This is a genomic window from Promicromonospora sp. NPDC019610, from assembly GCF_044389365.1.
Classification (GTDB): domain Bacteria; phylum Actinomycetota; class Actinomycetes; order Actinomycetales; family Cellulomonadaceae; genus Promicromonospora.
On sequence record NZ_JBIRXX010000001.1, the window covers coordinates 2031129 to 2052740 of the forward strand.

The window sequence follows — 21612 nt, forward strand, 5'->3', positions numbered from 1 at the left end:
AGCGTGCGCGCGGTCGTTACCCTCTCCGGTCGACCACGCGCATGATCACTCCTGCTGTGTCTCGTTCTGCACCCACTCCAGGTACTGCTGGTTTCCGCCGATCACGGGCGTCACCAGAACCTCCGGGACATCGTAGGAATGCTCCCGCATGATGTACTCGGTGAGCCGGTCAGCACGGGCGGCTGTGGTCTTGAATGTGACGCGCCATTCCTTGTCCTTCTGAACCGCGCCGTCCCACCGGTACACACTCGTGACCGGGCCCTCTGCCTGCGCGCATGCCGCGAGCCGCGCTTCGACAGCTGACGAGGCGAGAGCCTCGGCTTCCTCCACGGCATCAAACGTCGCCGCTACCTGGACGAACTTCACGTCGCCCGGATCGTTCGCCATGGCAGCGAGCGTACCGGCGTCGGGCAAGCGTGAGATGAGGGCACGCGTGCCCGCTATTCTCGCCTGGGCGCTGGTGCGGTGCCAGACGCGCGCTGGCGAGAAGGCAGAAGGACGGTGGGTGCGATCAAACGGCTTCTGGACCGCACGTCGGATGTTCGTCGTCTGGGCCGCGGCGTTGCGTGAGCTCGGGCAGGTCCCGGCCGAGGACCGCTCGTGGGTCGGCGTGTGAGGCGCGGACCAGGGCGGATCGACAGGCGCTTCGTCGTGCCGTTCTATCTGAAGATGAGCGGTGCCAGTGCGCCCGCGTATCTGCCCGACGTCGAACGGGGCCTTGTGCGCGCAAGCGGCAAGATCACCGCGGCCGAGGTGCGGTGGCTGCTGAGCACAGGGGACTGGCGGCGGATGGCTATGGGTGCGTGGTTTGCCCTGGCAGTCCCTGCGGAGGAGGTCCGCGACGCCGTCGTCGTCGGTATGGCCGAATCGCACCGTGATGACTCCGCGCTACCACTCGCGGCCGTCAGCTCGGTGCTCGCAGGGCTGGACGCTCCCGGAGCGATGGAGTCCTACCTCGAGCGGATCATCGATCAGCCTCGTCGGGACCAATCGTGTGAGATCGTGGCCGCCGCGATCGCCCACCTCGAAGGCACACCACCAATCGCTCCCGCAACGTGGGCTGTCGAGGCATTCGAAGAGCTACTCGCCACCGCGCAGGATCTTCAAAAGACATTCCGTTCGGCCCGTGCATAGCCATGCATCATGACGCGACGGTGCTAAGAGTTCTAGCAGAGTGATCGCGGCACGCACCGATCCGGAGCTGGCGAAATGGCTCCCAGATCCGAGATAACTGTGCGCGGTGATGCGGAGTACGACACCGGGGCACCGCGCTCTTAATGTCTCTCACATCCCTGTTGGGTGGCTAGAGAGCCAGCCAGCATGCTGGCTACGCAGGGCGTCACGATCCGCCGAGGTCCGAGCAATCACGTCCGCACCGCCGTCATAGGGCGCGTAGATCCACTCGACTGCCTCATTAGTGAACACGGTGCGATCGATGTCGTCGGCCACCCGACGTAAGAGCGGATCGAGCACATCGCGGTCTAGGGGAAGCTGCCGGACGAAGGCGTACAGCGTGGCTAAGTTGTCCGCCTCGTCCTCTTGCTCGTCGCTGAATATGCGCCAGAAATCCCAGTCCTGGGCGACGCGGCGGAACTCAGACGTGGCCTGGAAACGGCCGCGTGCGTCCCACCTCGCATGGACGGCGATGAGCTCGCTCCTGTCTTCGCCTCGCAGGGCCGTCAGCACTTGGAAATGGCGGTCGAGGAGAAGTTGGTACTCGTCCTCGGTATCGGCGTACCGCTTGGAGTCGGGAAGACTGTGGAACCGGACCCAACGCTCGGCGTTGTGCGGGCGCACCGACCACGACACCGGGATCGCGTCGCCTGCACCTGCCGTCCAAGCGCCGGTGAACCAGTCCCATGACCCGTCCGACTGCGGCATCTGGAGTCCCCGGACCCCTGCCACGATCTCACATGCGCGCGAGGGCACCCGCGCCCACCAGCGTCGCGCATCCCAGAGCAGGTTCGAGGCGCCCATCAAGTTCCATCCCTTCCATCGACCGTCGCGCTTCTCGCGGGCCGCATGCCGGATCCTCCTGGACCAACCGTGCTCGGCCAGGTCGCTCAGCGTGACGTGTGAGGTCACCTCTCGATGAGACGGCGCTGGCACCATGGTGTGAGGTCCGGCAGGTCGCTTGCGATGTCTCGTGGGCGGTTCACGACCTCACGGATGAGCGCCCATTCCCGCAGGCGGCGCTCCGCGAAGTCGCGGCCCTGGCCCTGCGGCAGCAGGTCGACCCAGGTGCGACCTTCGCTCTCGTCGACATACTTCAGGGCCTCGACGACGATCTGCCGTGACAGTTCCTCTCCCTCGCCGGCGACCTCCTTGAGGAGCACGCGTAGGTCCTCGTGCGGCACGGCATCCCAGTACACCCGCCACCGGTCGTGCTCATCGTCGACATCCATGTCTCCGGCACCGACCGCCTCAACGATCTGCCGCAGCAACGCCTTGCCATGCTCGGTCAACCCGGGAATGTCCGACGGTCTTGACGACAAGCGGAGCTGCCTACTTGGTCCGCTGTACCCGAGTACCACCGCTCGGATCCGCGTGCCGATCGGCGGGAAGTCCTCGGCGCTGCGGATGCCTCCGTCTCGGATCGCGGGGACGTTCACGTGGCCGAACTGGTCATGACCAGCGGCCCAGACGCCCATGCCGAACTGGTGATGGCACACCACAGTGGACTCCACCACGGTCCCGAGCGGTATCCCGACCTCGGCGACGGGTGCGTGATCCGCATCGTGCAGATCAACGCGATGCCCGCTCGGTTCGGTCTCGGCGTCTTCGTCGAGAACCGACCCCGTGCGTTATTACATGGAGTGCTGGCGCCGCGAGCTCGCGGATCCGTAGTGCCCAATTGGACGCAAGGAGATCGCTGGGGCTGGGGCCGGCGATCTCGTGTCGAGACACAATGGTTATGGTCTGGACATCCTTCAGCAGTTCCTCCTCTGCGGCACTGAAGACGCTCGATGACGTCCACGCCCAAGGAGCCGCGTCATCGACCCAACTGCTGATCGCTGCCTGCCAGAGCTCGTCGCCTCCTCCGCGAACGCCGTTGTCACAGGCTGCCAATGGTGCAAGGGCATCCATCAGGCGGTTTCGCCCGCGTTGCTCAGCAAGTCGCTTGTCGGTGCTCCCAGACGCCGGGTGTGCCTCGTCGATACCGCCGCGCGGCAGAGGACGCCACTCAAGTTCAGCGAGCAGCGGTACGTCGTCGACAGGACCAACTGCGGCCAGGGTGTTGTGCCGCACGTAGAGGGCGATGCGTCCGTCATGGTCGCAGCTTGGGCATTCGCACAACCAGGCGTCGACGACGACGTCGGACGCAGCAGGATCGCCGACGTCGTTGTGTCCCCAGCGCAGGACGTCGCCCAGGTGATAGCGGTACTGCCACACCGCGCCGTACCGGAACTGGATTTCGCGTGAGGCGATCACCTGGCAGGAAGGGCAGGCGATCGTCACATCGAGCGAGTTGAACGCGCCCATGTCAGTCCGTGTGGTCTTCCAGCTCATTAGCTTCATCGTGTGGATCGCGAGGGCTCTCCGGGCCAGCATTTCTGCGCCAGCCAGCCGTCAGGTCGCGCGCGACCACGGTGATGGTGCCGCCGGTGAACTCCAGCTCGTGCCTCACGCCGTCAGGATGGGGTAGCAGCTCGTCGACAAGTAGTCCCGAATGCGGGCGGCCGCCGTGGTCGCCGTCGGCCTCGACATGGGACACACCGTGGTACCGCAGGACGAACTCCGGTGGAGCCCCGCCCCAGGCGGCCAGGACGAGGATGACCTCAACACCGTCGTCGGTAAATCGCATAGACATTTGGTCGAGCGACGCACTGCGCGGGGACCACGTATGGGAAAAGTCGTAGTGCTCCGGGTCGAGCGCGAAGGCCCGGGCACCAGGAGGCAGCTCGTGGGCATGTTCGCCGAGCCACTCGAGATAGGGATGGACGTCGGTCATCGTCCCGCCGTTGGACGACTGCACGGTCACGTAGCGCACGGGGGAGTTTCCCACGGTGTCTTTGGCCGAGCACTACCCACGGGCGCGTGGAGTCGAGCTCTGCGGATGATGTCGATGCGAGAGCTGTTACAGGCCGACGTAGTTGTCGGTGAAGTATCCGTCGCGACGTGCGCCTCTGGGGGAGAAGTACATGCGGACGTCGAAGCGCTCGTCGATCACCACGATGGCTCGTCGGTCGCGGTCGAAGTCGTGTAGTACCAGTCCTCCCAGGCTCAGTGCGCTGGACGGGCCACCGTCTCCCTGCGACCGTTCGGGCCACCAGAAGGTCTCGATCTGAGAGATCGTGCGCGGACCGCGCCGGCGCCAGTGGCGAGTGACGTTCCAGATCCGGGCGAACTGCAGGTGGTTAGGCATGAGCGGCTCGGTCCAGATCCCGAGGCCAGCGCTATCTTCCTGCTGTTCCCAGATCACCGACCAGGTCGCGCCGTCGTCGAGGTCGAGCTCCAGTCCGTGCCCGACAGTGTCTCGGTCGCCCTCGTGCCAATACGGGTGCTCGCCCTCATAGTCCAGGTCCGCGTAGCGCACCGCTGTGATGGCTCTACCTGTCAGCAGGTGTCGGAGGGCGTCTGTGACCCTGACTGCGTCGGCACCGTTCGTGACCCAGGCCGTCCAACGGAGCAGCGGGCGAACCCACGCATCCGGCGGCGGCTCCTTACCTGCGAGACCCGCGGCTTCGTACAGCCGACGGGTACACGTGCGGCAGTCGGCGCGGCCACGGCCGTTGAACGGATGCCGGTAGACGTCGATCAGGTTCGCCGACAAGCCACAGAGTGTGACGCCGTCGTCGGTGACGCCGTGTTCCTGCCCGGTCTGCTCGCGATCAACGACGAGCCGCGCGGCTGCCGTCCAGGGGCCGTCGGCGTCCATGATCATCTGTACAATCCTTCGGTCCGAGCACCGGCGCTGAGCCGGAGAGTACAGGGCCTGGCCGACGCTGGTCCGGCCCCGTACCTACCAATGTTCGGACAGGCCCACAACAGAGGTATCACCGATCCGATCAACGATGAATGTCCCTGGTATCGCCAGGGGCTGATGTGCTCGGCCGGTAGGTTCGTCCCCATGGGAAGAAAGACACGGAAGCCGCGTCCCGAACTGCGCTTCCGCGGCGCGCCCACGCTGGACCCCAGCGCACTCGACCGCGGGCTGGCAAGAGCAGCCCGGGCTGAGGTCGGCATAGGCGGCAGCCTCATCTTCGCCGTCGATCCCGACCAGGACGTACTTGCAGATGAGACTTTCAAGCGCGTGGCAGTTCTCCGGCGCGGGCCGGTCATCAACACCACGGGCATGGCAGACCTAGCGGCGCTTGTCAGCGCGCTGGCGGTCAACGAGGTCACTGACCTCTTGTGCATGTGCACTGGTGACCTTGCCATTGAGTTCTTCGACGCCGAGGGCACGCTGATCGAGGTCGTCCGGGTCGACCTGCCGGGGTCTATCGAGTGCCACCGCTGGCCGGGCCGAGCCAAGCTTGCGGAACCCGAACGGCTCGCTACATGGCTCCGTGCCCATGACTTGCCTGCAGACCGCGAGGATCTGCGTGCTCGTCTTGCGGCCGCCGCCGCTGAGTAGGTTCGCTCACGATGGATGCCGAAAGGATGGCGGGTGACGATTAACGAGCTGCGGGCGGACTTGCAGCGCAGGCAGGTGCCAGAACTCGCGTACAGCATCGGGCGCGACGAGAACGAGAGCTACTGCCTAATCCGGGAGCGTGACGGCTGGCACATTTACTACAGCGAACGAGGCAACCGGAACGCAGAGACGGTCTTCGCATCGGAATCGGCAGCCTGTGAGGAACTCTTACGCTGGCTGCTCAACGACCGTACCGTCCGCGAATGGATCGACGAGCACAACACATGAGCGCGTTCGCGTTTCGGGAGCGCTGAGTTGTAACCAACTAACTTCGATGGTCGCGATGAGTTGGTGTGCGCATCCTGACCTGCGCAATCACGGCGCACACCTGCGGGTGTGCGGCAGGGTGGTGTGCGCAGAACGCGCGCTCACTTGCCATCATTGAGAGGCAACCTGGGCATGTGTTCTTCGTGCTCAGCACGATGGCACCGTCTGCGAGGTCGGGGACTGATCGAACCGGGTCGTCGAGCAGTCCATCTCAACTGCACAGTGACGGATGCGGGATCCAGCGGACGTTCGCAGCGGGCTAATCCGGACATGCTCGGTGGAGGCTAATTGCCACCACCGAGCGACCTGCGGGTTCGCTCCGGCCCGCCGCGGAGTCAGAGGGGCTGCCGCCGGCCTCAGGGCTAATCCGGACAGCTGCGGTGGTGCCAATTCGGCACCACCGCGTGACCTGGGGTTCTACCGAACCACTGACGCGCCAACGGCCCGTTCCGGTTCTGGAGAACAAACCGGACAACAATGGTTCTGCCAAATTGGCAGGACCATATGACCTGGGCAGGCGCTCGAGGAGCCATCGGGATTACTGGGCCAGGTGTCGATGTAGGCGCCGATCATCGGCTACCACACCAGGACGACCGCCGGCCGATGCGAGTTGTGGAAGGATCCACGCCACGCCCTCGACCGATCCCGAGAAACAAACGGGACAAGTACGGTCCCGCCAATTTGGCGGGACCGTACGACCTGGGCGAACGCCCTGGCGCCAGTGCTGGATCTACCCCGTGCAGGCCTCGATGTAGACCTCTACCGCAGACCGTCGCACCACGACCCGTCGGCCGACCCGAGTTCCGGGTAGCAGCCCACGCCGCACCAGCTCGCCGGCAGTCCACGACGAGACGCCGAGATACGCACCGATGTCCTCGTACGTCAGGTACGGGTCCTCAGGGTCGCCCGCCTGTTCGGCCCGGTAGCGGTCCAGCACCGACCGCCGCACCCGCAGCCGGCCACCGACCCGCGCGCACGGCCCGACGCGCCCACGGCGCACCAGCTCGCCCAACCACCAGCGAGATACTCCCAGCACCTCGGCGGCCTCGGCCGATGTGAGCAGGGGATCGTCAACAGTAAACGGCAGCACACCCTCTGTATCCATCTCTGTCTCCTGTCCGATCGCGGTCATCGACAGGTAGGTGTGCACGAACCTCCAAGCACCCGCCGCTGCCCGGCCCCACAGAAAGAGCCGGGCAGCGGCAGGCAGCCTCACCCGCTCAGCCCGGGGAACTCCACGACATTGGACGCCCGCCTCGCCGCCTGGATCTCGGCCATCCGTGCCGCGAGCCGTTCGTCGCCGTCGTCGGTGGCGTGCTGGTAGACCATGGCGGCGGCGACCGTCGAGTGCCCGATGCGCCGTTGCAGCTCGGCCAGCGTCGCCCCTGCTTCGGCGGCGCGGGTCGCCGCCAGGTGCCGCAGGTCGTGCCAGCGCAGCTCAAGAGGCGCCCCGGCACGCCTCTTGGCCCGAGAGAACATCGACGACCGGTTCCCACCACGTACCGGCCGCCCGGCGGCCGTCGCGAACACCAGAGCCCGCGGGCCGGGCCCGGTGTAGCGGTCCAGATGCGCCAGGAGAGCTCGGGCTGCTTCGGGCGGGAGGTGGACCTTGCGGCGTCCGGCGTCGGACTTGGGAGGGCCGAACGCGACCGGCTTGCCCGGCACGTCCACGAGCGTCTGCCGCACGTTGAGCCGCACGCCGCCCTGTGGCGTCCGCTCGACGTGCTGGCGTTCGAGCGCGAACAGCTCGCCCGCACGCAGCCCGGAGTGCGCCGCGACGATCACGGCCGCGCGGTACCGCTCCGACGGCCCGTCGAAGGCCGCCGCGATCGCGTCGACCACGGAGTCGCCGGGGACCACGCGTTCCGCCGGTCGGGTCTGGCCCGCGCCACGGATGCTGCACGGGTTCGCCTCGATGAGCCGGTCGCGGACGGCGTCCCCGCAGATGGTCCGAAGCAACGCGTAGGCGTGCGCAGCCTGGGTGCGACCGGTCACCGTCCCGGCATGCCGCGACTCGACCGACGCGGCACGCGGCTCTCCAGCAGACCGCCACGCTTGCCACACCGCCGACGGCATCCGTCCGGAGTCACCGACCGGCAGACCAATCGAACGCGCCCACGCCCGCACATGCGCGGCGTCGCTCGGCCCGCCGCCGCGTGCCAGCCACGCCGCAGCGGAGTCCGCCGTCGCCACCAGTAGCGCCGCGTACCACTCGCTCACCATGGTGTGACAGCGACCGCAGGGGGAGCGAGCCCAGGTCGAGCTGTCGCGCACTGCCCGGGCTCGGCAGCGGCGTCAAGATCCAGCGCCGCAGCAGTCGCTCGTAGCCATCGTGGGTCGAGGGCTTGAGGTCGCGCGTGGCGAGCCAGCGTCGCGCATACTCGCGCACCGGCACGTCGCCGGTCGCGGGTTCGCGGTAGGTGCCCTGGTAGACGTCGCTGAGCACGCGGGCCAGGGCTGCGTTCGCTGCCTTCTCGGACTCGAACGTTCCGATGGGACGGCGCACACCGTCGGGTCCGGTGTACCTGGCCTGCCAGCGGTTCGGGCCGCGCTGCCGGATGTTGCCGTAGGCGCGACGGACGCTGCGACGAGGACGCTTGGTCATGCTTCGAGGTGTGCGAACCTCCCCAGAGGGAGCGCTCCGCGGATCGGGTGAAGCGGACATTGTGACTCCGGCTCCTGGCCCCGTCCCAGAGGACTTAGGGCCATTTAGGGCCACTCGGCGCCGCTTCCAGCCCTCCAGAATGCACGAAGCCCAGGTCAGAAACACTCTCTGACCTGGGCTTCCGCACTCTGAGCGGGCGACGGGAATCGAACCCGCGTAATTAGTTTGGAAGACTAAGGCTCTACCATTGAGCTACGCCCGCAAGCCCGCGCTCGAAGTACGGTGCGGGCGTTACCTTAGCAAACCTCGCGCCCTGTCAGCGGCTTCGTCCGCGGGGCGTCCCGCCGTCGGACAGCGAGCCGCGGCCACGAAGCCGGCCCACCGCAGGGAAGCTGAGGAAGCCACGCACCTCAAGAAGGCCGCGTCCCCTCCGGCGCCACCTGGTCGACGTCGGCCCACACCTCCGTCATCTCCACGATCACCCCGTCGCGCACCGTGATGAACGTCGCCACCTCGAAGTGCTGCACCACACCGTCGGCCACCCCGGTCACGTGCGCCCGCCCGGCAGCCCGATCGCCCTCGGCCACGCAGTCCTCGAGCCGGAAGTTCTGGAAACCCGGGTACTCCGCGTTGAGCCGCACCCAGGCGTCGGCGTCGAACGTCTCCCCGGTATGCACGTAGCGGCAGGTAAATGAAGGATCGAGCAGCCCCGGCAGGTCGTCCCACCGGTGCCCGTCGATGACCTCAGCGAGCCGCTCCATCACCTCTCGTGCCGACATCCCCGCAGGATGTCACACGTCACCGACCTCCGACCCCACCGCCCGGAACGCCTCCAACACCGTCCGCACCGCGAGCCGTTCCGCATGGTCCGGCCGCAGGATCGCCACGATCCATCGCGCCGCGTCCATCCCGTGCACCGGCCGCAGCACCAGCCCAGCCCCAGGCGCCGTCGAGTACCGCGGCAGCACACCCACCCGGTCGCTCGCCGCGACCAGCGCCTCGATGAGCCGGTTGTCCCGCAGCCGCTGCGCCACGCGCACGGGCCGCCCCGCCGCCGTCTCGACGGCGATGCGCAGCCCGTCGAACGGGTACCCGAGCGGGACGCCGTACCACTCGTACTCGACCAGGTCCCGCGCCGTCACCCGCGACTTCGCGGCGAGCGGGTGGCCGGCACGCAGCGCGATGTCCAGCGGCTCGCGCAGCAGCGCCGCCGTCACCAGATGCTCGGCTCCGGCAGGCACAGGCCCGGCGAAGCTGTGCCCGATGACGATGTCGTGGTCCGCGACCATCCCCGAGTACTCCGACTCCGCGATGTCCATGTCGCTGCACTCGAGCGAGACGTCCGTCGAAGCGAGCCGCTCCAGCACCCCCGGCAGCAGCACCGTCGCCGCGCTCGGCAGCGTCGCCACCCGCACGGTGCCCGACGGCGAGCCCACGAACTCGTCCCACCGCGCCTGCACCTGGGCGACGGTCCGGGAAAGCTCACGACCGCCGTCGGCCAGCAGGCGGCCCGCCTCCGTGAGGCGCAGGCCGCGGCCGTGCGGCTCGACGAGCGGGACGCCGCGCAGCTCGCGCTGCGCGGTGCGCAGCTGCTGCGACACCGCCGACGGCGTCCGGTGGGTCGCCCTGGCCACGGCCGTGACGGTCCCTCGGTCGGCGAGCTCGCGCAGCAGGTCGAGGTGACGCGGGTCGACGCGAGAGAGGTCATTCATGTAGCCAGCCTACAAGGACGCGTAGAACATTTCGCTTGTCCTTCAGGGCCGCGAGCGCGAGGCTCGGGCCATGCCGATCTCCCACCGCCTGCTCGCCGTGTCCGTCGCGGTCATGTGGGGACTCAACTTCATCGCGATCCACGCGTCGCTGGGGCAGTTCCCGCCGTTCCTGCTCGCGGCGCTGCGGTTCGCGGTCATCGCGATCCCCACCCTCCTGCTGGTGCCGCGCCCGAAGGTGCCGGTGCGGTGGCTGCTGGGCTACGGCATCGGGTTCGGCACCCTGCAGTTCCTCTTCCTCTACTGGGGCATGGCGGTCGGCATGCCGACGGGCCTCGCGTCGCTCGTGCTGCAGTCGTCGGCGCCGTTCACGGTGCTGCTCGGCGCGGTCGTGTTCCGCGACCGGGTGTCCGCCCGGCAGGTCGTGGGGCTCTCGGGCGCGACGCTCGGGCTCGCCGTCGTGGGTTGGTCCCAGGCGCAGGCCGCGGCGTTCGCGCCGTTCCTGCTGGTGCTGGCCGGCGGGTTCGGCTGGGCCATCGGCAACGTGTCCAGCGCGCGGGCCAAGGCGCCCAACCCGCTGCACCTGACGCTGTGGATGTCGGTGGTGCCGCCGATACCCATGCTGGCGCTGTCGCTGGTCATCGAGGGGCCCGACGCCATCGCGCAGTCCTTCGTCCCCGGGCCGGCACTGGTCCCCGCACTCCTGGGGCTCGCCTACACCGTGCTGATCGGCACGCTGGCCGGCTCCGGCATCTGGACCTGGCTCATGGCCCGGCACCCCGCGGGCGTCGTCGCGCCGTTCTCCATGCTGGTGCCCGTGGTGGGCCTGAGCGCGTCGGCGGTGCTGCTCGGCGAGCAGATCGGCCTGTGGACGGCGGTGGGCGCGGCGCTCGTGATCGCCGGCGTGCTCTGGGGCGCGCGGCGCAAGAACGTGCGGCAGGCCCGCGGCGCGGTGCCCCGACCTGATGAGCACCGCGCCGCCGTCCTCACCCCTTGACCGACCCCGACGCCAGCCCTGCCACGTAATACCGCTGCAGCGCCACGTACAGGATCACGCACGGGATCATCGCGATGACCGACCCGGCCGCGAGCAGCCCGAAGTTGACCTGCCCGTACGCCCCCTGCTGCAGGTTCACCAGCGAGACGGGCAGCGTGTACAGGCTGGAGTCGGTCAGGAAAGTCAGCGCCCCGAGGAACTCCGTCCACGACGCGAGGAACGCGTACAGCGCTGCGGTCGCCGTCCCCGGCACCACGAGGGGCCGCAGCACCGACACCAGAATCCGCACGGTCCCCGCCCCGTCCACGTGCGCGGAGTCCTCCAGCTCCGCCGGCACGGCCGCGAACGTGTTGCGCATGACGAAGATGCCGAACGGCAGGTTCACCGTCGTGTAGAACAGCACGAGCCCGAGCAGGCTGTCCGTGAGCCCCATGACGTTCATCTGCAGGTAGAGCGGGGTGAGGATCGCCTGGAACGGGATCATCAGGGTGACCAGCACCAGCCCGAACAGCACCGTCCGGCCCCGGAACGGGAACCGTGCGAAGCCGTACCCGGCGAGCGTGGCCAGCACCGCGGTGAGCACCGCCGTCGACACGGACACGATCGCCGAGTTGAGGATGCCGCGCCAGACCTCTGGCTGGTCGATCACGGCCTGGAAGTTGACCCAGGACAGGTCGAAGAACCGGTCGTCGGGGGCGGCGACGATCACGTCGCCCGGCTGCCCGGCCCGCACGAACGCGACCACGAGCGGCACCAGGAAGACCAGCGCGGCCAGCGTGCCGCCCACCACGTAGAGCGTCCGCTTGGCCCGGGTGTCCCGCTCGGGCCCGGACGGGCGCGCGGCAGGCACGGAGCCAGCAGGACGGCGCGCAGCACGTGCGCCCGCGGGCGCGGCAGAAGTGACGGTAGCCATGTCAGCTCCTCTCCCGCAGCAGCCAGAACTGGGCCGCGGTGACCAGACCGGTGATGACCACGAGCACGAGCGACATCGCGGTCGCCGCCCCGAGCTGGAGCTGGACGAATGCGCGGCGGTAGATGGCCATGACGATCGTCGTGGTCTCGGATCCCGGCCCGCCCTGGGTCAGGATGTAGAACTGCGTGAACGCGAGGAACGAGCCGATGACCGACAGGATCACGGTCATCGCGATGGTCCGCCGCAGCATCGGCACCGTGATCTGCAGCTCCCGCTGCCACCACGAGGCGCCGTCGATCTCCGCCGACTCGTACACCTCGCGCGGGATGCCCTGCATGCCGGACATGAGCAGCACCATCGTCAGCCCGGACACGCCCCAGATCACCATGACGCACAGCAGCCCGGTGGCCAGCGGCCCGTTCACGAGCCACGCCGTGGTCCCGTCGGTGATCCCGAGCCCCTTGAGCACCACGTTGACCAGGCCGCTGTTGGGCTGCGCCTCCAGCAGCATGAGGAAGCTGAGCGTCGTCAGCCCGATGACGAACGGGACGAAGAAGATGGTGCGCAGCAGCGTGGCGCCCCGCCGGTTGGACCGCACCAGCACCGCCAGCCCGTACCCGAGCAGCAGGATGGGCAGCGTGACGATCGCCGTGTAGAGCAGCGTGTAGCCCAGCGCGCTCCAGAACGTCGGGTCCGTGAGCACGGATGCGTAGTTGTCGAGCCCGATGAACCGGTAGGGCCCGATGAGCGGGAAGTTGGTCAGCGAGATGTAGACCGCCACGACCAGCGGCACGAACACGAACACCACCACCAGCGCGACCGCCGGCGTGACGAGCGCGAGCCCGGTGCGGCTCGGGTGCGTGAGGGTCCCGTACCTGCGCGCGCTCATGCCTGCGCCTGCCGCAGGATGCGGTCATACGTGGTCTGGGCCTCCTGCATGGCGGCATCGACCTCCCCGTCGAAGACGGCAGAGCGGAACATGCGCAACCATGGCCCGTCCTGCTGGTTGTAGATCAGGTTGTAGGCGAGCGTGGTGGGGGCGTAGCCCCGGTCGAGGGACTCCAGGGGCGGCAGCACGAACGGGTTCTCCCGCGCGAACTCCGGTGTCACGACGTCGGACCGCACGGGGGAGTAGAACCCCTCCGGCATCCGGGTCTGCTGTTCCACGGCCACGGCGAACTTCATGAACTCCCACGCCGCCGAGGGGTTCTTCGCGCCGTTGAGCATGCAGAGGTTGTCGCCGCCGTCGAAGAAGGCGCGGCCGCCGTCCGGCCCGGGCAGCAGCACCACCTGGGTGCGGTCCAGCAGCGCCTGGTCGGCGTTGGGCACCACCACACCGAACCCCGCGGGGAACATCCCGAGGCGGCCGGCGACGTAGTCGGCCGACCAGCGGGAGGCGTCGTCGGAGAAGCTGCCCGGCGGCACGAGCTGCTCCGCCCACAGCGTCCGTTCGAGCTCCAGCGTGCGGCGCAGCGCGTCGTTGCCGGCGACGTCGCCGCGCTGGTCGCCGACGTCGCCCGCGATGAGGTCGCGGTCGGTCGCCCAGATGTGCGGCTGCACGGTGAAGCCGAGCGCGCCCGACGCGTTGCCGGGGAACGACCAGCCGTAGAGGTCGTCGTCGAGCGCGGTGATCGCGCGGGCCGCCTCCAGGATGCCGTCGAAGTCCCGCGTGTGCTCCTCCACGGACAGGCCCGCGCGCTCGAACAGCTCGGTGTTGCAGAACAGCACCGAGAAGTCGCCGATGAACGGGAGGCCGTAGTGCCGCCCGTCCTTGGTGCTCAGGGCGAGGTGCCCGGGGCTCAGCGCGTCGCCGATGCCGAGGTCCTCGATGAGCGGGGTCAGGTCCGTGAAGGCGCCGCGGTAGGCGAACAGGGTCGAGTAGATGTCGTCGATGTCGATGACGTCGGGCACCCGGCCGCCGCGGATCGCGGTGGCGAGCTTGGTCACGTACTGCCCGTTCTGGATGGGCGTGACCTGCACGCGGATCCGGTTCTGGGCCTGGTGGAACGCGTCGACGACGGCCTGGGTGCCGTTGACGGTGTCGGACCGGCACCACAGGTTGAGCGTGCCCGTGGCGTTCTCGCCGAAGCCCGCGGCCTCGACGTCCGGCGGCCGCAGCGTGCCGCCGCAGCCGGCCAGCGCGGCGGCGACCGTCGCCGAGCCGGCGAGGGTGAGCAGCTGGCGTCTGGTGAGCTCCATCGCTCTCCTTCCTTACGCATCGTTACGCAGGGTGAGACGTACTGGGGGTGGTGCTGCCCCGAGGGGCCGGGCGGGCCCGGCCCCTCGGGGCAGTGGGGTCAGCGGGTCGGGATCCAGACCCGCATCGGCTGCGGGCCGCGGTTGGCCCACGCGTAGTAGGGGATGGCGGTCAGGGTCACGTCCCGTACCGGGGCGGCCGGCGGCGTCGTCGCCGGCCCGTACGGCGTCGTCGCCCCGGCGTCGGGTCCGGGGACGACGGCGCCGCTGGCGCGGACCACCGTCATGCCGCCCAGGAGCTCCGGGCGGAACTCGTCGGACAGCGCACCGGAGACGTCGATCCGCAGGTCGTCGACCACGGCGCCGGCCTCCTGGTCGGGCTGCTCCAGGGCGTAGACCAGGGGCCCGCGCTCGATGGCGACGCTGCCGCGCACGGCGTCGACCCGGGGGTCGGCGGTGGTCAGGCGCGGCGTCATCGGCAGGTCGAGCAGGACGGTGTCGCCCGCGGCGAGGCGGCGGGTCACGCGGGCGTAGGTGCCGGCGGCCACGGGTGCGCCGTCGAGCGTGGCGCCGTCGGCCCAGGCGGGGACGCGCAGGGCGAGGGACACCTCGCCGTCGGGCGCCTCCTCGACGTGCAGCGCGATGCTGCCCTCGTCCGGGTAGGCGGTCTCGACACGCAGGCGCAGCGTGCCGCCGTCGAGCGGGGCGGTGACGGTGCCCGGCGCGTACTGGTGGAGCTGGAGGCCCGGCCCGTCGGCCGTGGCCACGTAGCCGGAGAAGCTGGAGACGGTGCGCATGATGTTGGGCGGGCAGCAGGCGCAGTCGAACCAGCCGCGGCGGCCGTGCGCGGGGCTGCGGTCCTCGTCGGCGTGCGCGTCGCCGCGGAGCTGGAGCGGGTTCACGTAGAAGTACTCGGTGCCGCTCAGGGAGACACCCGCGAGGAAGCCGTTGAGCAGCATGCGCTCGATCTGGTCGGCATAGCGGGCCTCACCCGTCGCGAGCAGCATGCGCCACGCCCACTGCACGCCGCCGATCGCGGCGCAGGTCTCGGCGTACCCGCGGTCGGTCGGCAGCTCGTAGGGGTCGCCGAACGCCTCGCCCTCCCAGCGCGCCCCGAGGCCGCCGGTCAGGTACTGCTTGCCGCGCTCCATGGCGCGGTACTGGGTGTCGAGAGCGGCGAGCAGCTCGGCGTCGCCGGTCTCGATGGCGACGTCGGCCGCGCCGGCGCCCAGGTAGACGGCGCGGACGGCGTGACCCTCCACCGTCGTGGCCTCGCGCACCTTGACCCGGTCGGAGAAGTAGGTGGGCTGCTTGCCGTGCCCCTCGATGATGCCGGTGCCGCGGGCCTCGACGAACCAGCTCGCCAGGTCCAGGTAGGCGCGCGTGCCGGTCTCGCGGTAGAGCTCGACCAGGGCCATCTCGATCACGGGGTGGCCGTCCACCTCGCGGAGCTGGTCCGGACCGTCGCCGAACGTGGCGACGAGGTGGTCGGCGAGCTTGACCGCGACGTCGAGCAGCTCGGTGTGGCCCGTGCCGCGTACCTGCGCGACGGCGGCCTGGAACAGGTGCCCCGCGCAGTACAGCTCGTGGCTCCACGGCAGGTCGCTGTAGCGCGGCACGTTCCGCAGGGCCGGCACGGAGTCGAGGTAGCCGTCGTCGGCCTGGGCCGCGGCGAGCAGGCTCGTGACGCGGAGCTGGTCGGCCAGGAGCTGCTCGTCGGGCTCACGGGCGTACTCCCAGGCGGCGGCCTCCAGCCACTTGTGCACGTCGGAGTCGGCGAAGATCGGGCCGATCGCCTCGCCGTCCGCCACGCCCGCGGCGATCTCCAGGTTGCGCAGGTTGCCGGCCTTGCCGAGCTGCTCGAGCCCGCCGGGGATGGCGGCGGCCCGGTTGACGTCGGCGGTGCGGCGCCACAGCCCGCCGTCCACGGTGACGTGTCCGGGAGCGAGGGGCCGCAGCAGCACCCGGGCATCGCTCGTGGGGGCGGCCGGTCCGCTCGTCGTACGGCTGGGCGTCGGGGTCGTCATCGATGCTCTCCTCCGGGACGGAAATTAGGAATCCGATTTCCTGATCGTAGGGAACCGCGTTGGCGGCGTCAAAGGTCTGGACACAACTCACTTCAAACTGGGCTCTGATCTGGGAGGGGAGGTACGATGGCGCTGCGTTCCGCGTCCGCACCGCTGGTGTGGCGGAAACCGCGGAAGGAAACCAGATCGAGAAGGGGCGGTGCGGATGGACCGGGGAGCGGTCGTACGGATCACGGACGTCGCGGCGCTCGCGGGCGTCTCGCCGAGCACGGTGTCCAAGGCGCTCAACGACACCGGCTCGCTGCGGGAGAGCACGCGGGCGCGCGTGCGGGAGGCGGCCGAGCGGCTCGGCTTCGTGCCCGACGCGACCGCGCGCTCCCTCTCGGCCCGGCGCAGCTTCACCGTGGGCCTGCTGAGCACCGACTCCGCGGGCCGGTTCTCGCTGCCGGTGGTGCTCGGCGCGGAGAACGCGCTGGTCGGCGGGGAGCTCTCGGCACTGCTGGCGACGGCGCGCCACGACCCGGTGCGCGAGCAGCACCACGTGCGCGCGCTCGTGGCCCGGCGGGTCGACGGGATCATCGTGACCGGCCGCACCACCGAGCCCCGCGAGCCCATCCGGGTGCCGATGCCGGTGGTCTACGCGTTCGCGCCGTCGTCCGACGCCGAGGACGCCTCCGTGGTGCCCGACGACGCGTTCGGCATGCGGCTGCTCGTCGAGCACCTGGCCGGGCTCGGCCGCCGTCGGATCGCCTACGTGGGCGGGCGCGCCGAGCAGGCGGCGTCGCTGGTGCGGTACGAGACGTTGGCCGCTGAACTCGCGGCGCGGGGCCTGGAGCTGGTCGGCTCGCCGCTGTACGGCGACTGGTCGGAGCAGTGGGGACGGCGCGCCGTGGACCTGGTCCTGGGCGGTGCGGGCCGGTCGGCGGATGCGGGTGGGTCGGGCCGTGGTGGGTCAGGTGCCGAGCTGCCCGTGGACGCGATCGTGTTCGCGTCCGACCAGATCGCGCGCGGCGGGTGCGACCGGCTGCGGGAGCTCGGGATCCGCGTGCCCGACGACGTCGCCGTGACCGGGTACGACGACTGGGAGGTCATGTCGCTGGCCAGCCGCCCGCCGCTGACCACCGTGGACATGCAGCTCGAACGGCTCGGCCAGCGCGCGGCGGAGCTGCTCATCGCGGCGATCGAGGGCGAGCCGGCGCGCGGCGTGGAGCGGCTGGCGCCCCGGCTGGTGGCGCGGGCGTCGACGCTGGGGGACGGGTAAGGGCGACGGCGGCGGCCGGTGCGCGGTCGGCTGCGCGCCGTCGTCGTCGCCCCCGGCTGCGCGCCGCCGTCGTCGTCACGGGGCTGCGCACTCCCGTCGTGGTCCCCTTTCCTTTGAGGCCCGGGTTTCTCACTTTTCAAGATCCGCAAAGACAAGTAACCCGGGCCTCAAAGGGGAGGTGCCCCAGGGCTGAACTGGCTGGGCTGCGGCTCGACGACGTGCGGCGACCTTGTCGACAGAGTTCCCGCGCTCTAAATTTCGCCCGGACCCCGGGACGGTCCGGGATGCCGAGCCTCAGCAGAGCCATCGCCATGACGCAGTCGTCCACCTCACCCGGTGCGGCCAGGAGCGGCCCGACGGCGGGGTCGGCCCCGCTGCTCGGCGAACCGAGGGGCGCCCGCCGCTGCACGCGGGGTAGATGGCCCGGCCCGGCCGGGCCGGCGGGCGCGGCTACTGCCGGAACGCGAAGGCCACCGAGGCGTCGTCGACCCGCACGGTCCGCACCTCGTCGGCGGGGTGGTCCACCGGCAGGACGACGACCTGGCTCACCGCCAGGTGCTCGGCCGTGCACCGGGTCTCGTCGCTCGGGGCGGTCGTGACGTGCACTGTCCAGGGGTCGTACCAGACGACCGCGACGGGGTACGGCATGCAGCCCGGAGTGCCCCACATCGTCACGGTGAGACGCGCCGGCCGGACCGTCGCGTCGACGATCGCGTTGGTCATCCCCTCGACGGGCGGCCCCGGCGGCGACTCCTCGGCGGGCTCGGCGGGGAAGCTCTCGACGACGATCGAGCGCGGCGTGTCCTGCGGCGGCAGGACGGCGCCGTTCCCGGCGCAGGCCCCGAGGCCGACCGTGAGCACCGCCGCGATCAGGAGCGCGAGCCCGAGCACCCGCGGGAGGGTGAGCGCCGTCGTCCGCTGCCGGAGCATGCTCGGTCCCTCCCGATACGAGTGGTGTCGTATCGACCATGGCAGGGGTGCCGAGGGAAGTTCAATGGATTACTTCGCTGCTCGCGGCCCGAAACACCCGGCCGCCGGAGGTGCCGATCGGATACACTCGGGGCGTCCTGCCGGGAGTCTCCCGGTCCGGCCCGGAGACTTCGGGCCGACGCGGACCCACGGGGTGTAGCGCAGCTTGGTAGCGCATCTGCTTTGGGAGCAGAGGGTCGCAGGTTCAAATCCTGTCACCCCGACACATCTGTCCTGGTGAGCCTCTGGTTCGCCAGGCCAGAACCGACCCGAGACTTGAACTCCCCGACAGAATCCCGTGTCCGGGAGACCCGTCCTGCGACCTGGTTCGCAGAGCGTGACGGTCGCCTCCGATTCCTGCCCGTTGACGAGTCCGTCGCCGTGCCGGTGCCCACGGCTCCGGGACCGTCGGCTACTTTCTCGTGACAGCGGTCTCGCACCAGGTCCACCCGACTCATGAGCAGCGCAGGGTCGCGAGCCGTGACCTCCCCGCGCCTCAGCCGATGACCATCGTGCTCTCCGGGCGGCGGTAGAGCCGCTGGCGGGCACGCAGCGCGATGGTGGTGCCGAGGGTGACGGGGCCCAGCCGGCCCAGGAACATCAGCAGCACGAGCAGGACCTGGTGCCACGGCTCGAGGTCCGCCGTGATCCCGGTCGACAGGCCGGTCGTCGAGAACGCGGAGGTCGTCTCGAACAGGATCTGGTCCAGCGTGAACTGCCGCGTGGACAGCGTGATGGTCAGCGTCGCCAGCACGACGGCGGCGACGCTGAGGAGGGCCACGGCCAGGGCCTGACGCTGGGTGGCCACGGCGACGCGCCTGTCGAACACGCTGGAGTCCGGGTCCCCGCGCAGCTCGGACCAGATGATGAACGCGAGGATCGCGAACGTGCCCACCTTGATGCCGCCGGCCGTTCCCGCCGACCCGCCGCCGATGAACATCAGCACGTCCGTGCCCAGCCAGGTCCCGTTGTTCATCGCTGAGGTGTCGAGAGAGTTGAACCCGGCGGTGCGCGCCATCGCGGACTGCGTGAACGAGGCCAGCACCTGCGTGCCCGCGTCCATGCCCGCCAGGGTGTAGGTCCGTTCGGCGAGCAGGAAGAACAGCGTGCCGCCGCCCAGGAGGACCGCGGTGGCCAGGGTCGTGACCTTGAAGTGCAGGCTCCAGCGGTGCGGGTTCGTCAGCCCGAGCCACCGTTCGCGCCGGTGCTGCCAGACCTCGACCCAGACCGGGAAGCCGAGGCCGCCGACGATCACGGCCAGACACAGGGGCAGGCAGATCCAGGGGTCGGCGACGAACTGGACGAGGTTGTCGGGGTACAGCGCGAAGCCGGCGTTGTTGAACGCGGACACCGCGTGGAACACGCCGAGCCACAGTGCTCGGCCCACGGGTTCGTCATAGGCGATCGCCAGGCGGGCGGCGAGCAGCAGCGCGACCGTCAGCTCCGCGACCAGGGTGACCCGTACCGCACCGAGCATGACGGCGCGCACGTCGCCCAGGTGCACGCTGCGGGTCGACTCCGCGGCCACCATCCGGGTCTGTATCCCCAGCCGCCGGGAGACCAGCAGGCCGAGCAGCGCGGCCACGGTCATCACGCCGAAGCCGCCGATCTGGATCAGGGCCACGATGACCACTTGCCCGAACGGGCTCCAGAACGTGCCGGTGTCGACCACGGCAAGGCCGGTGACGCAGGCCGCGGACGTCGCGGTGAACAGGGCTTCGACGAGCGAGGGGAGACGACCGGTCGAGGACACCGGCAGGAGCAGCAGGGCCGTGCCCGCGGCGATGGCCCCGATGAACCCGGTGACGACAAGCTGGGCGGGGCGGCGACGAAGCCCGGCCGCCGCCGATCGACGTGCCCCCGGCGTCCGCCCTGCTGGTCCGGAGGTGAATCGCATGGTGACCGATTGTGCAGCACCCGGCCGCTAGTGATCCGTCAGGAAACCGCGGCGGAGCGCTAGGGTTCCGTCAACGTCGGCCGGCCCTCACCTGACCGCCGGGCCTGTCCCCGGACGCGTCGAGAGTTGTCTGTGCTCCGTGGATGTCCTTCCCCGGTACGGTGACCGGCGTGATGCAGCACTTGCGGGTGGTCAGCCCGTCCGACACCACTGCCGACGTCGTGGACCTCCTCCGTGCCGACCCCGCCGCCACGAACGTGGTGGTGCTCGCGGGCTGCGCGGTCGATCCGCCCGGCGACGTCGTCATGGCGGACGTCGCGCGCGAGGGGCTCAGCCCCGTCCTCGACCGGCTGACCGGCATGGGCCTGGACCGTGAGGGCTCCCTTGCGGTGGAGGCGGTGGACACGTCGCTCTCGCACCGTGCCACGCGCGCGGAGGCCGCAGCTCCGGGCTTGTCGGAGGACGCGCTCGTGTGGCACGAGGTGGTGGACCGCACCGAGGCCGAGTCGCGGATCTCGCTGGGCTATCTGGCGCTCATGGCCCTGGCCACGACGATCGGGATGATCGGTGTCCTGTTCGACCAGCCGATCCTGGTCGTCGGGGCGATGGTGGTCGGCCCCGACTTCGGCCCGCTCGCCGCGATCTCGGTGGCGCTCGTCGGGCGTCGCTGGCGCGTCGCCGGGCGCGCGGTGGCGACGCTCGCCGCCGGGTTCGGCGCCGGCTTCGCGGCGTCGGTCCTCATGGCGCTCCTGCTCCAGGCGTGGGGGCTGGCCGACCAGGCCACACTCCTGGCCGACCGGCCGCAGACGTCGTTCATCTGGGCGCCCGACGCCCTGAGCTGGATAGTCGGTGCCCTGGCCGGGGCGGCCGGCATGATCTCGCTGACCACGGGGCGGTCCGGCGTGCTCGTGGGCGTGCTGATCTCGGTGACCACCGTCCCGGCGGTGGGCAACGCGGCGGTCGCCCTGGCCTACGGCGTCGCCGAGGAGGCCACCGGCTCGCTGGCGCAGTTCGCCATCAACGTGGCCATGATCGTGGCCGGCGCCGTTGTCTGCCTCGTGATCCAGCGGAGCTGGTGGCGCGTGCGCGTCTGGCGGACCTGACCGGCTGGGTCGCGACCCAGCGCTAGCGTT

23 protein-coding genes and 2 tRNA genes are annotated in these 21612 nt (G+C 70.0%); 7 read left to right on the forward strand and 18 right to left on the reverse strand.

All coding sequences use genetic code 11. From position 1 onward, the window contains the following. Positions 1-45 precede the first annotated feature (45 nt). The gene (cutA, locus tag ACH45N_RS09045; RefSeq protein WP_397393068.1) at positions 46-387 is read right to left on the reverse strand and encodes a divalent-cation tolerance protein CutA; all 342 of its coding nucleotides are present in this window, start codon (positions 385-387) and stop codon (positions 46-48) included. Positions 388-651: 264 nt separating this feature from the next. Between cutA and ACH45N_RS09050 the strand changes: the two genes are divergently transcribed. Beyond that, the gene (locus tag ACH45N_RS09050; protein ID WP_397393069.1) at positions 652-1134 is read left to right on the forward strand and encodes a hypothetical protein; all 483 of its coding nucleotides are present in this window, start codon (positions 652-654) and stop codon (positions 1132-1134) included. 150 nt (positions 1135-1284) lie between these two features. On the opposite strand, the gene ACH45N_RS09055 is transcribed toward ACH45N_RS09050, so the two are convergent. From ACH45N_RS09055 to ACH45N_RS09075, 5 genes are all read right to left on the reverse strand, one after another. Further along, positions 1285-2085 carry a hypothetical protein gene (locus tag ACH45N_RS09055; protein WP_397393070.1) on the reverse strand — a complete coding sequence of 267 codons (801 nt, stop codon included), beginning with the start codon at positions 2083-2085 and terminating at the stop codon, positions 1285-1287. Next, positions 2082-2690, reverse strand: a complete 609-nt coding sequence (locus ACH45N_RS09060) for a hypothetical protein (RefSeq protein WP_397393071.1) — start codon at positions 2688-2690, stop codon at positions 2082-2084. The genes ACH45N_RS09055 and ACH45N_RS09060 overlap by 4 nt, the downstream gene beginning before the upstream one ends. A 55-nt stretch (positions 2691-2745) precedes the next feature. Further along, positions 2746-3510: a hypothetical protein gene (locus ACH45N_RS09065; RefSeq protein WP_397393072.1), complete on the reverse strand. Its 765-nt coding sequence runs from the start codon at positions 3508-3510 to the stop codon at positions 2746-2748. Next, positions 3485-3991 (reverse strand): hypothetical protein, encoded by a 507-nt coding sequence (locus tag ACH45N_RS09070; RefSeq protein ID WP_397393073.1) that lies wholly within the window; start codon positions 3989-3991, stop codon positions 3485-3487. The genes ACH45N_RS09065 and ACH45N_RS09070 overlap by 26 nt, the downstream gene beginning before the upstream one ends. A gap of 87 nt (positions 3992-4078) precedes the next feature. Continuing rightward, positions 4079-4885 (reverse strand): hypothetical protein, encoded by an 807-nt coding sequence (locus ACH45N_RS09075; RefSeq protein WP_397393074.1) that lies wholly within the window; start codon positions 4883-4885, stop codon positions 4079-4081. Positions 4886-5071: 186 nt separating this feature from the next. Here ACH45N_RS09075 and ACH45N_RS09080 point away from each other — a divergent pair, with 186 nt between their 5' ends. Together ACH45N_RS09080 and ACH45N_RS09085 are read left to right on the forward strand one after the other, a co-directional pair. Continuing rightward, positions 5072-5578, forward strand: a complete 507-nt coding sequence (locus ACH45N_RS09080; protein WP_397393075.1) for a hypothetical protein — start codon at positions 5072-5074, stop codon at positions 5576-5578. Between the two features lie 33 nt (positions 5579-5611). Then, a complete protein-coding gene (locus ACH45N_RS09085; RefSeq protein ID WP_397393076.1) occupies positions 5612-5866 on the forward strand; it encodes a hypothetical protein in 255 nt (84 codons plus the stop codon). A 769-nt stretch (positions 5867-6635) separates the two neighbouring features. Here the strand turns inward: ACH45N_RS09085 and ACH45N_RS09090 are convergent. The 6 genes from ACH45N_RS09090 to ACH45N_RS09115 all read right to left on the reverse strand — a co-directional run bounded on the left by ACH45N_RS09090 (position 6636) and on the right by ACH45N_RS09115 (position 10222). Further along, entirely contained in the window at positions 6636-7055 is a 420-nt protein-coding gene (locus ACH45N_RS09090) for a helix-turn-helix domain-containing protein (RefSeq protein ID WP_397393077.1), read from the reverse strand. Positions 7056-7117: 62 nt separating this feature from the next. After that, complete coding sequence (locus ACH45N_RS09095) at positions 7118-7900, reverse strand: tyrosine-type recombinase/integrase (RefSeq protein ID WP_397393078.1); 783 nt, start codon at positions 7898-7900, stop codon at positions 7118-7120. A 91-nt stretch (positions 7901-7991) separates the two neighbouring features. Beyond that, the gene (locus tag ACH45N_RS09100; RefSeq protein ID WP_397393079.1) at positions 7992-8510 is read right to left on the reverse strand and encodes a hypothetical protein; all 519 of its coding nucleotides are present in this window, start codon (positions 8508-8510) and stop codon (positions 7992-7994) included. Positions 8511-8701: 191 nt separating this feature from the next. Further along, positions 8702-8772 (reverse strand) — tRNA-Gly (locus ACH45N_RS09105). A 148-nt stretch (positions 8773-8920) separates the two neighbouring features. Beyond that, positions 8921-9289: a nuclear transport factor 2 family protein gene (locus ACH45N_RS09110; RefSeq protein ID WP_397393080.1), complete on the reverse strand. Its 369-nt coding sequence runs from the start codon at positions 9287-9289 to the stop codon at positions 8921-8923. Positions 9290-9301: 12 nt separating this feature from the next. Beyond that, complete coding sequence (locus tag ACH45N_RS09115) at positions 9302-10222, reverse strand: LysR family transcriptional regulator (RefSeq protein ID WP_397393081.1); 921 nt, start codon at positions 10220-10222, stop codon at positions 9302-9304. Positions 10223-10292: 70 nt separating this feature from the next. On the opposite strand from ACH45N_RS09115, the gene ACH45N_RS09120 reads away from it, so the two are divergent. Further along, positions 10293-11216: an EamA family transporter gene (locus tag ACH45N_RS09120; protein WP_397393082.1), complete on the forward strand. Its 924-nt coding sequence runs from the start codon at positions 10293-10295 to the stop codon at positions 11214-11216. Here ACH45N_RS09120 and ACH45N_RS09125 read toward each other — a convergent pair. The 4 genes from ACH45N_RS09125 to ACH45N_RS09140 form a co-directional block, all read right to left on the reverse strand. Continuing rightward, positions 11206-12129, reverse strand: a complete 924-nt coding sequence (locus ACH45N_RS09125; protein ID WP_397393083.1) for a carbohydrate ABC transporter permease — start codon at positions 12127-12129, stop codon at positions 11206-11208. The genes ACH45N_RS09120 and ACH45N_RS09125 overlap by 11 nt on opposite strands. 1 nt (position 12130) lies before the next feature. Next, positions 12131-13018: a carbohydrate ABC transporter permease gene (locus ACH45N_RS09130; protein ID WP_397393084.1), complete on the reverse strand. Its 888-nt coding sequence runs from the start codon at positions 13016-13018 to the stop codon at positions 12131-12133. Beyond that, positions 13015-14328 (reverse strand): extracellular solute-binding protein, encoded by a 1314-nt coding sequence (locus ACH45N_RS09135; RefSeq protein ID WP_397393085.1) that lies wholly within the window; start codon positions 14326-14328, stop codon positions 13015-13017. The genes ACH45N_RS09130 and ACH45N_RS09135 overlap by 4 nt, the downstream gene beginning before the upstream one ends. Positions 14329-14426: 98 nt before the next feature. Further along, positions 14427-16352, reverse strand: a complete 1926-nt coding sequence (locus ACH45N_RS09140) for a glycoside hydrolase family 127 protein (protein WP_397393086.1) — start codon at positions 16350-16352, stop codon at positions 14427-14429. A gap of 205 nt (positions 16353-16557) precedes the next feature. Here ACH45N_RS09140 and ACH45N_RS09145 point away from each other — a divergent pair, with 205 nt between their 5' ends. Then, positions 16558-17613 carry a LacI family DNA-binding transcriptional regulator gene (locus ACH45N_RS09145; protein ID WP_397393087.1) on the forward strand — a complete coding sequence of 352 codons (1056 nt, stop codon included), beginning with the start codon at positions 16558-16560 and terminating at the stop codon, positions 17611-17613. A gap of 450 nt (positions 17614-18063) precedes the next feature. Here ACH45N_RS09145 and ACH45N_RS09150 read toward each other — a convergent pair whose 3' ends face one another. Further along, entirely contained in the window at positions 18064-18543 is a 480-nt protein-coding gene (locus ACH45N_RS09150) for a hypothetical protein (RefSeq protein WP_397393088.1), read from the reverse strand. A 189-nt stretch (positions 18544-18732) separates the two neighbouring features. Between ACH45N_RS09150 and ACH45N_RS09155 the strand changes: the two genes are divergently transcribed. Beyond that, positions 18733-18806, forward strand: a tRNA-Pro gene (locus ACH45N_RS09155). A gap of 272 nt (positions 18807-19078) precedes the next feature. Here ACH45N_RS09155 and ACH45N_RS09160 read toward each other — a convergent pair. After that, positions 19079-20479: a TrkH family potassium uptake protein gene (locus tag ACH45N_RS09160; RefSeq protein ID WP_397393089.1), complete on the reverse strand. Its 1401-nt coding sequence runs from the start codon at positions 20477-20479 to the stop codon at positions 19079-19081. A gap of 173 nt (positions 20480-20652) precedes the next feature. On the opposite strand from ACH45N_RS09160, the gene ACH45N_RS09165 reads away from it, so the two are divergent. Beyond that, the gene (locus ACH45N_RS09165; RefSeq protein ID WP_397393839.1) at positions 20653-21582 is read left to right on the forward strand and encodes a DUF389 domain-containing protein; all 930 of its coding nucleotides are present in this window, start codon (positions 20653-20655) and stop codon (positions 21580-21582) included. Positions 21583-21612 lie beyond the last annotated feature (30 nt).

What these genes read in the sequence shown, in the direction of transcription:
- cutA (WP_397393068.1), bottom strand. Translation starts at nt 387, where the DNA reads ATGGCGAACGATCCGGGCGACGTGAAGTTCGTCCAGGTAGCGGCGACG.
- ACH45N_RS09065 (WP_397393072.1), bottom strand. Translation starts at nt 3,510, where the DNA reads ATGAGCTGGAAGACCACACGGACTGACATGGGCGCGTTCAACTCGCTC.
- ACH45N_RS09075 (WP_397393074.1), bottom strand. Translation starts at nt 4,885, where the DNA reads ATGATCATGGACGCCGACGGCCCCTGGACGGCAGCCGCGCGGCTCGTC.
- ACH45N_RS09080 (WP_397393075.1), top strand. Translation starts at nt 5,072, where the DNA reads ATGGGAAGAAAGACACGGAAGCCGCGTCCCGAACTGCGCTTCCGCGGC.
- ACH45N_RS09100 (WP_397393079.1), bottom strand. Translation starts at nt 8,510, where the DNA reads ATGACCAAGCGTCCTCGTCGCAGCGTCCGTCGCGCCTACGGCAACATC.
- ACH45N_RS09110 (WP_397393080.1), bottom strand. Translation starts at nt 9,289, where the DNA reads ATGTCGGCACGAGAGGTGATGGAGCGGCTCGCTGAGGTCATCGACGGG.
- ACH45N_RS09115 (WP_397393081.1), bottom strand. Translation starts at nt 10,222, where the DNA reads ATGAATGACCTCTCTCGCGTCGACCCGCGTCACCTCGACCTGCTGCGC.
- ACH45N_RS09120 (WP_397393082.1), top strand. Translation starts at nt 10,293, where the DNA reads ATGCCGATCTCCCACCGCCTGCTCGCCGTGTCCGTCGCGGTCATGTGG.
- ACH45N_RS09125 (WP_397393083.1), bottom strand. Translation starts at nt 12,129, where the DNA reads ATGGCTACCGTCACTTCTGCCGCGCCCGCGGGCGCACGTGCTGCGCGC.
- ACH45N_RS09130 (WP_397393084.1), bottom strand. Translation starts at nt 13,018, where the DNA reads ATGAGCGCGCGCAGGTACGGGACCCTCACGCACCCGAGCCGCACCGGG.
- ACH45N_RS09135 (WP_397393085.1), bottom strand. Translation starts at nt 14,328, where the DNA reads ATGGAGCTCACCAGACGCCAGCTGCTCACCCTCGCCGGCTCGGCGACG.
- ACH45N_RS09140 (WP_397393086.1), bottom strand. Translation starts at nt 16,352, where the DNA reads ATGACGACCCCGACGCCCAGCCGTACGACGAGCGGACCGGCCGCCCCC.
- ACH45N_RS09145 (WP_397393087.1), top strand. Translation starts at nt 16,558, where the DNA reads ATGGACCGGGGAGCGGTCGTACGGATCACGGACGTCGCGGCGCTCGCG.
- ACH45N_RS09150 (WP_397393088.1), bottom strand. Translation starts at nt 18,543, where the DNA reads ATGCTCCGGCAGCGGACGACGGCGCTCACCCTCCCGCGGGTGCTCGGG.
- ACH45N_RS09160 (WP_397393089.1), bottom strand. Translation starts at nt 20,479, where the DNA reads ATGCGATTCACCTCCGGACCAGCAGGGCGGACGCCGGGGGCACGTCGA.
- ACH45N_RS09165 (WP_397393839.1), top strand. Translation starts at nt 20,653, where the DNA reads ATGCAGCACTTGCGGGTGGTCAGCCCGTCCGACACCACTGCCGACGTC.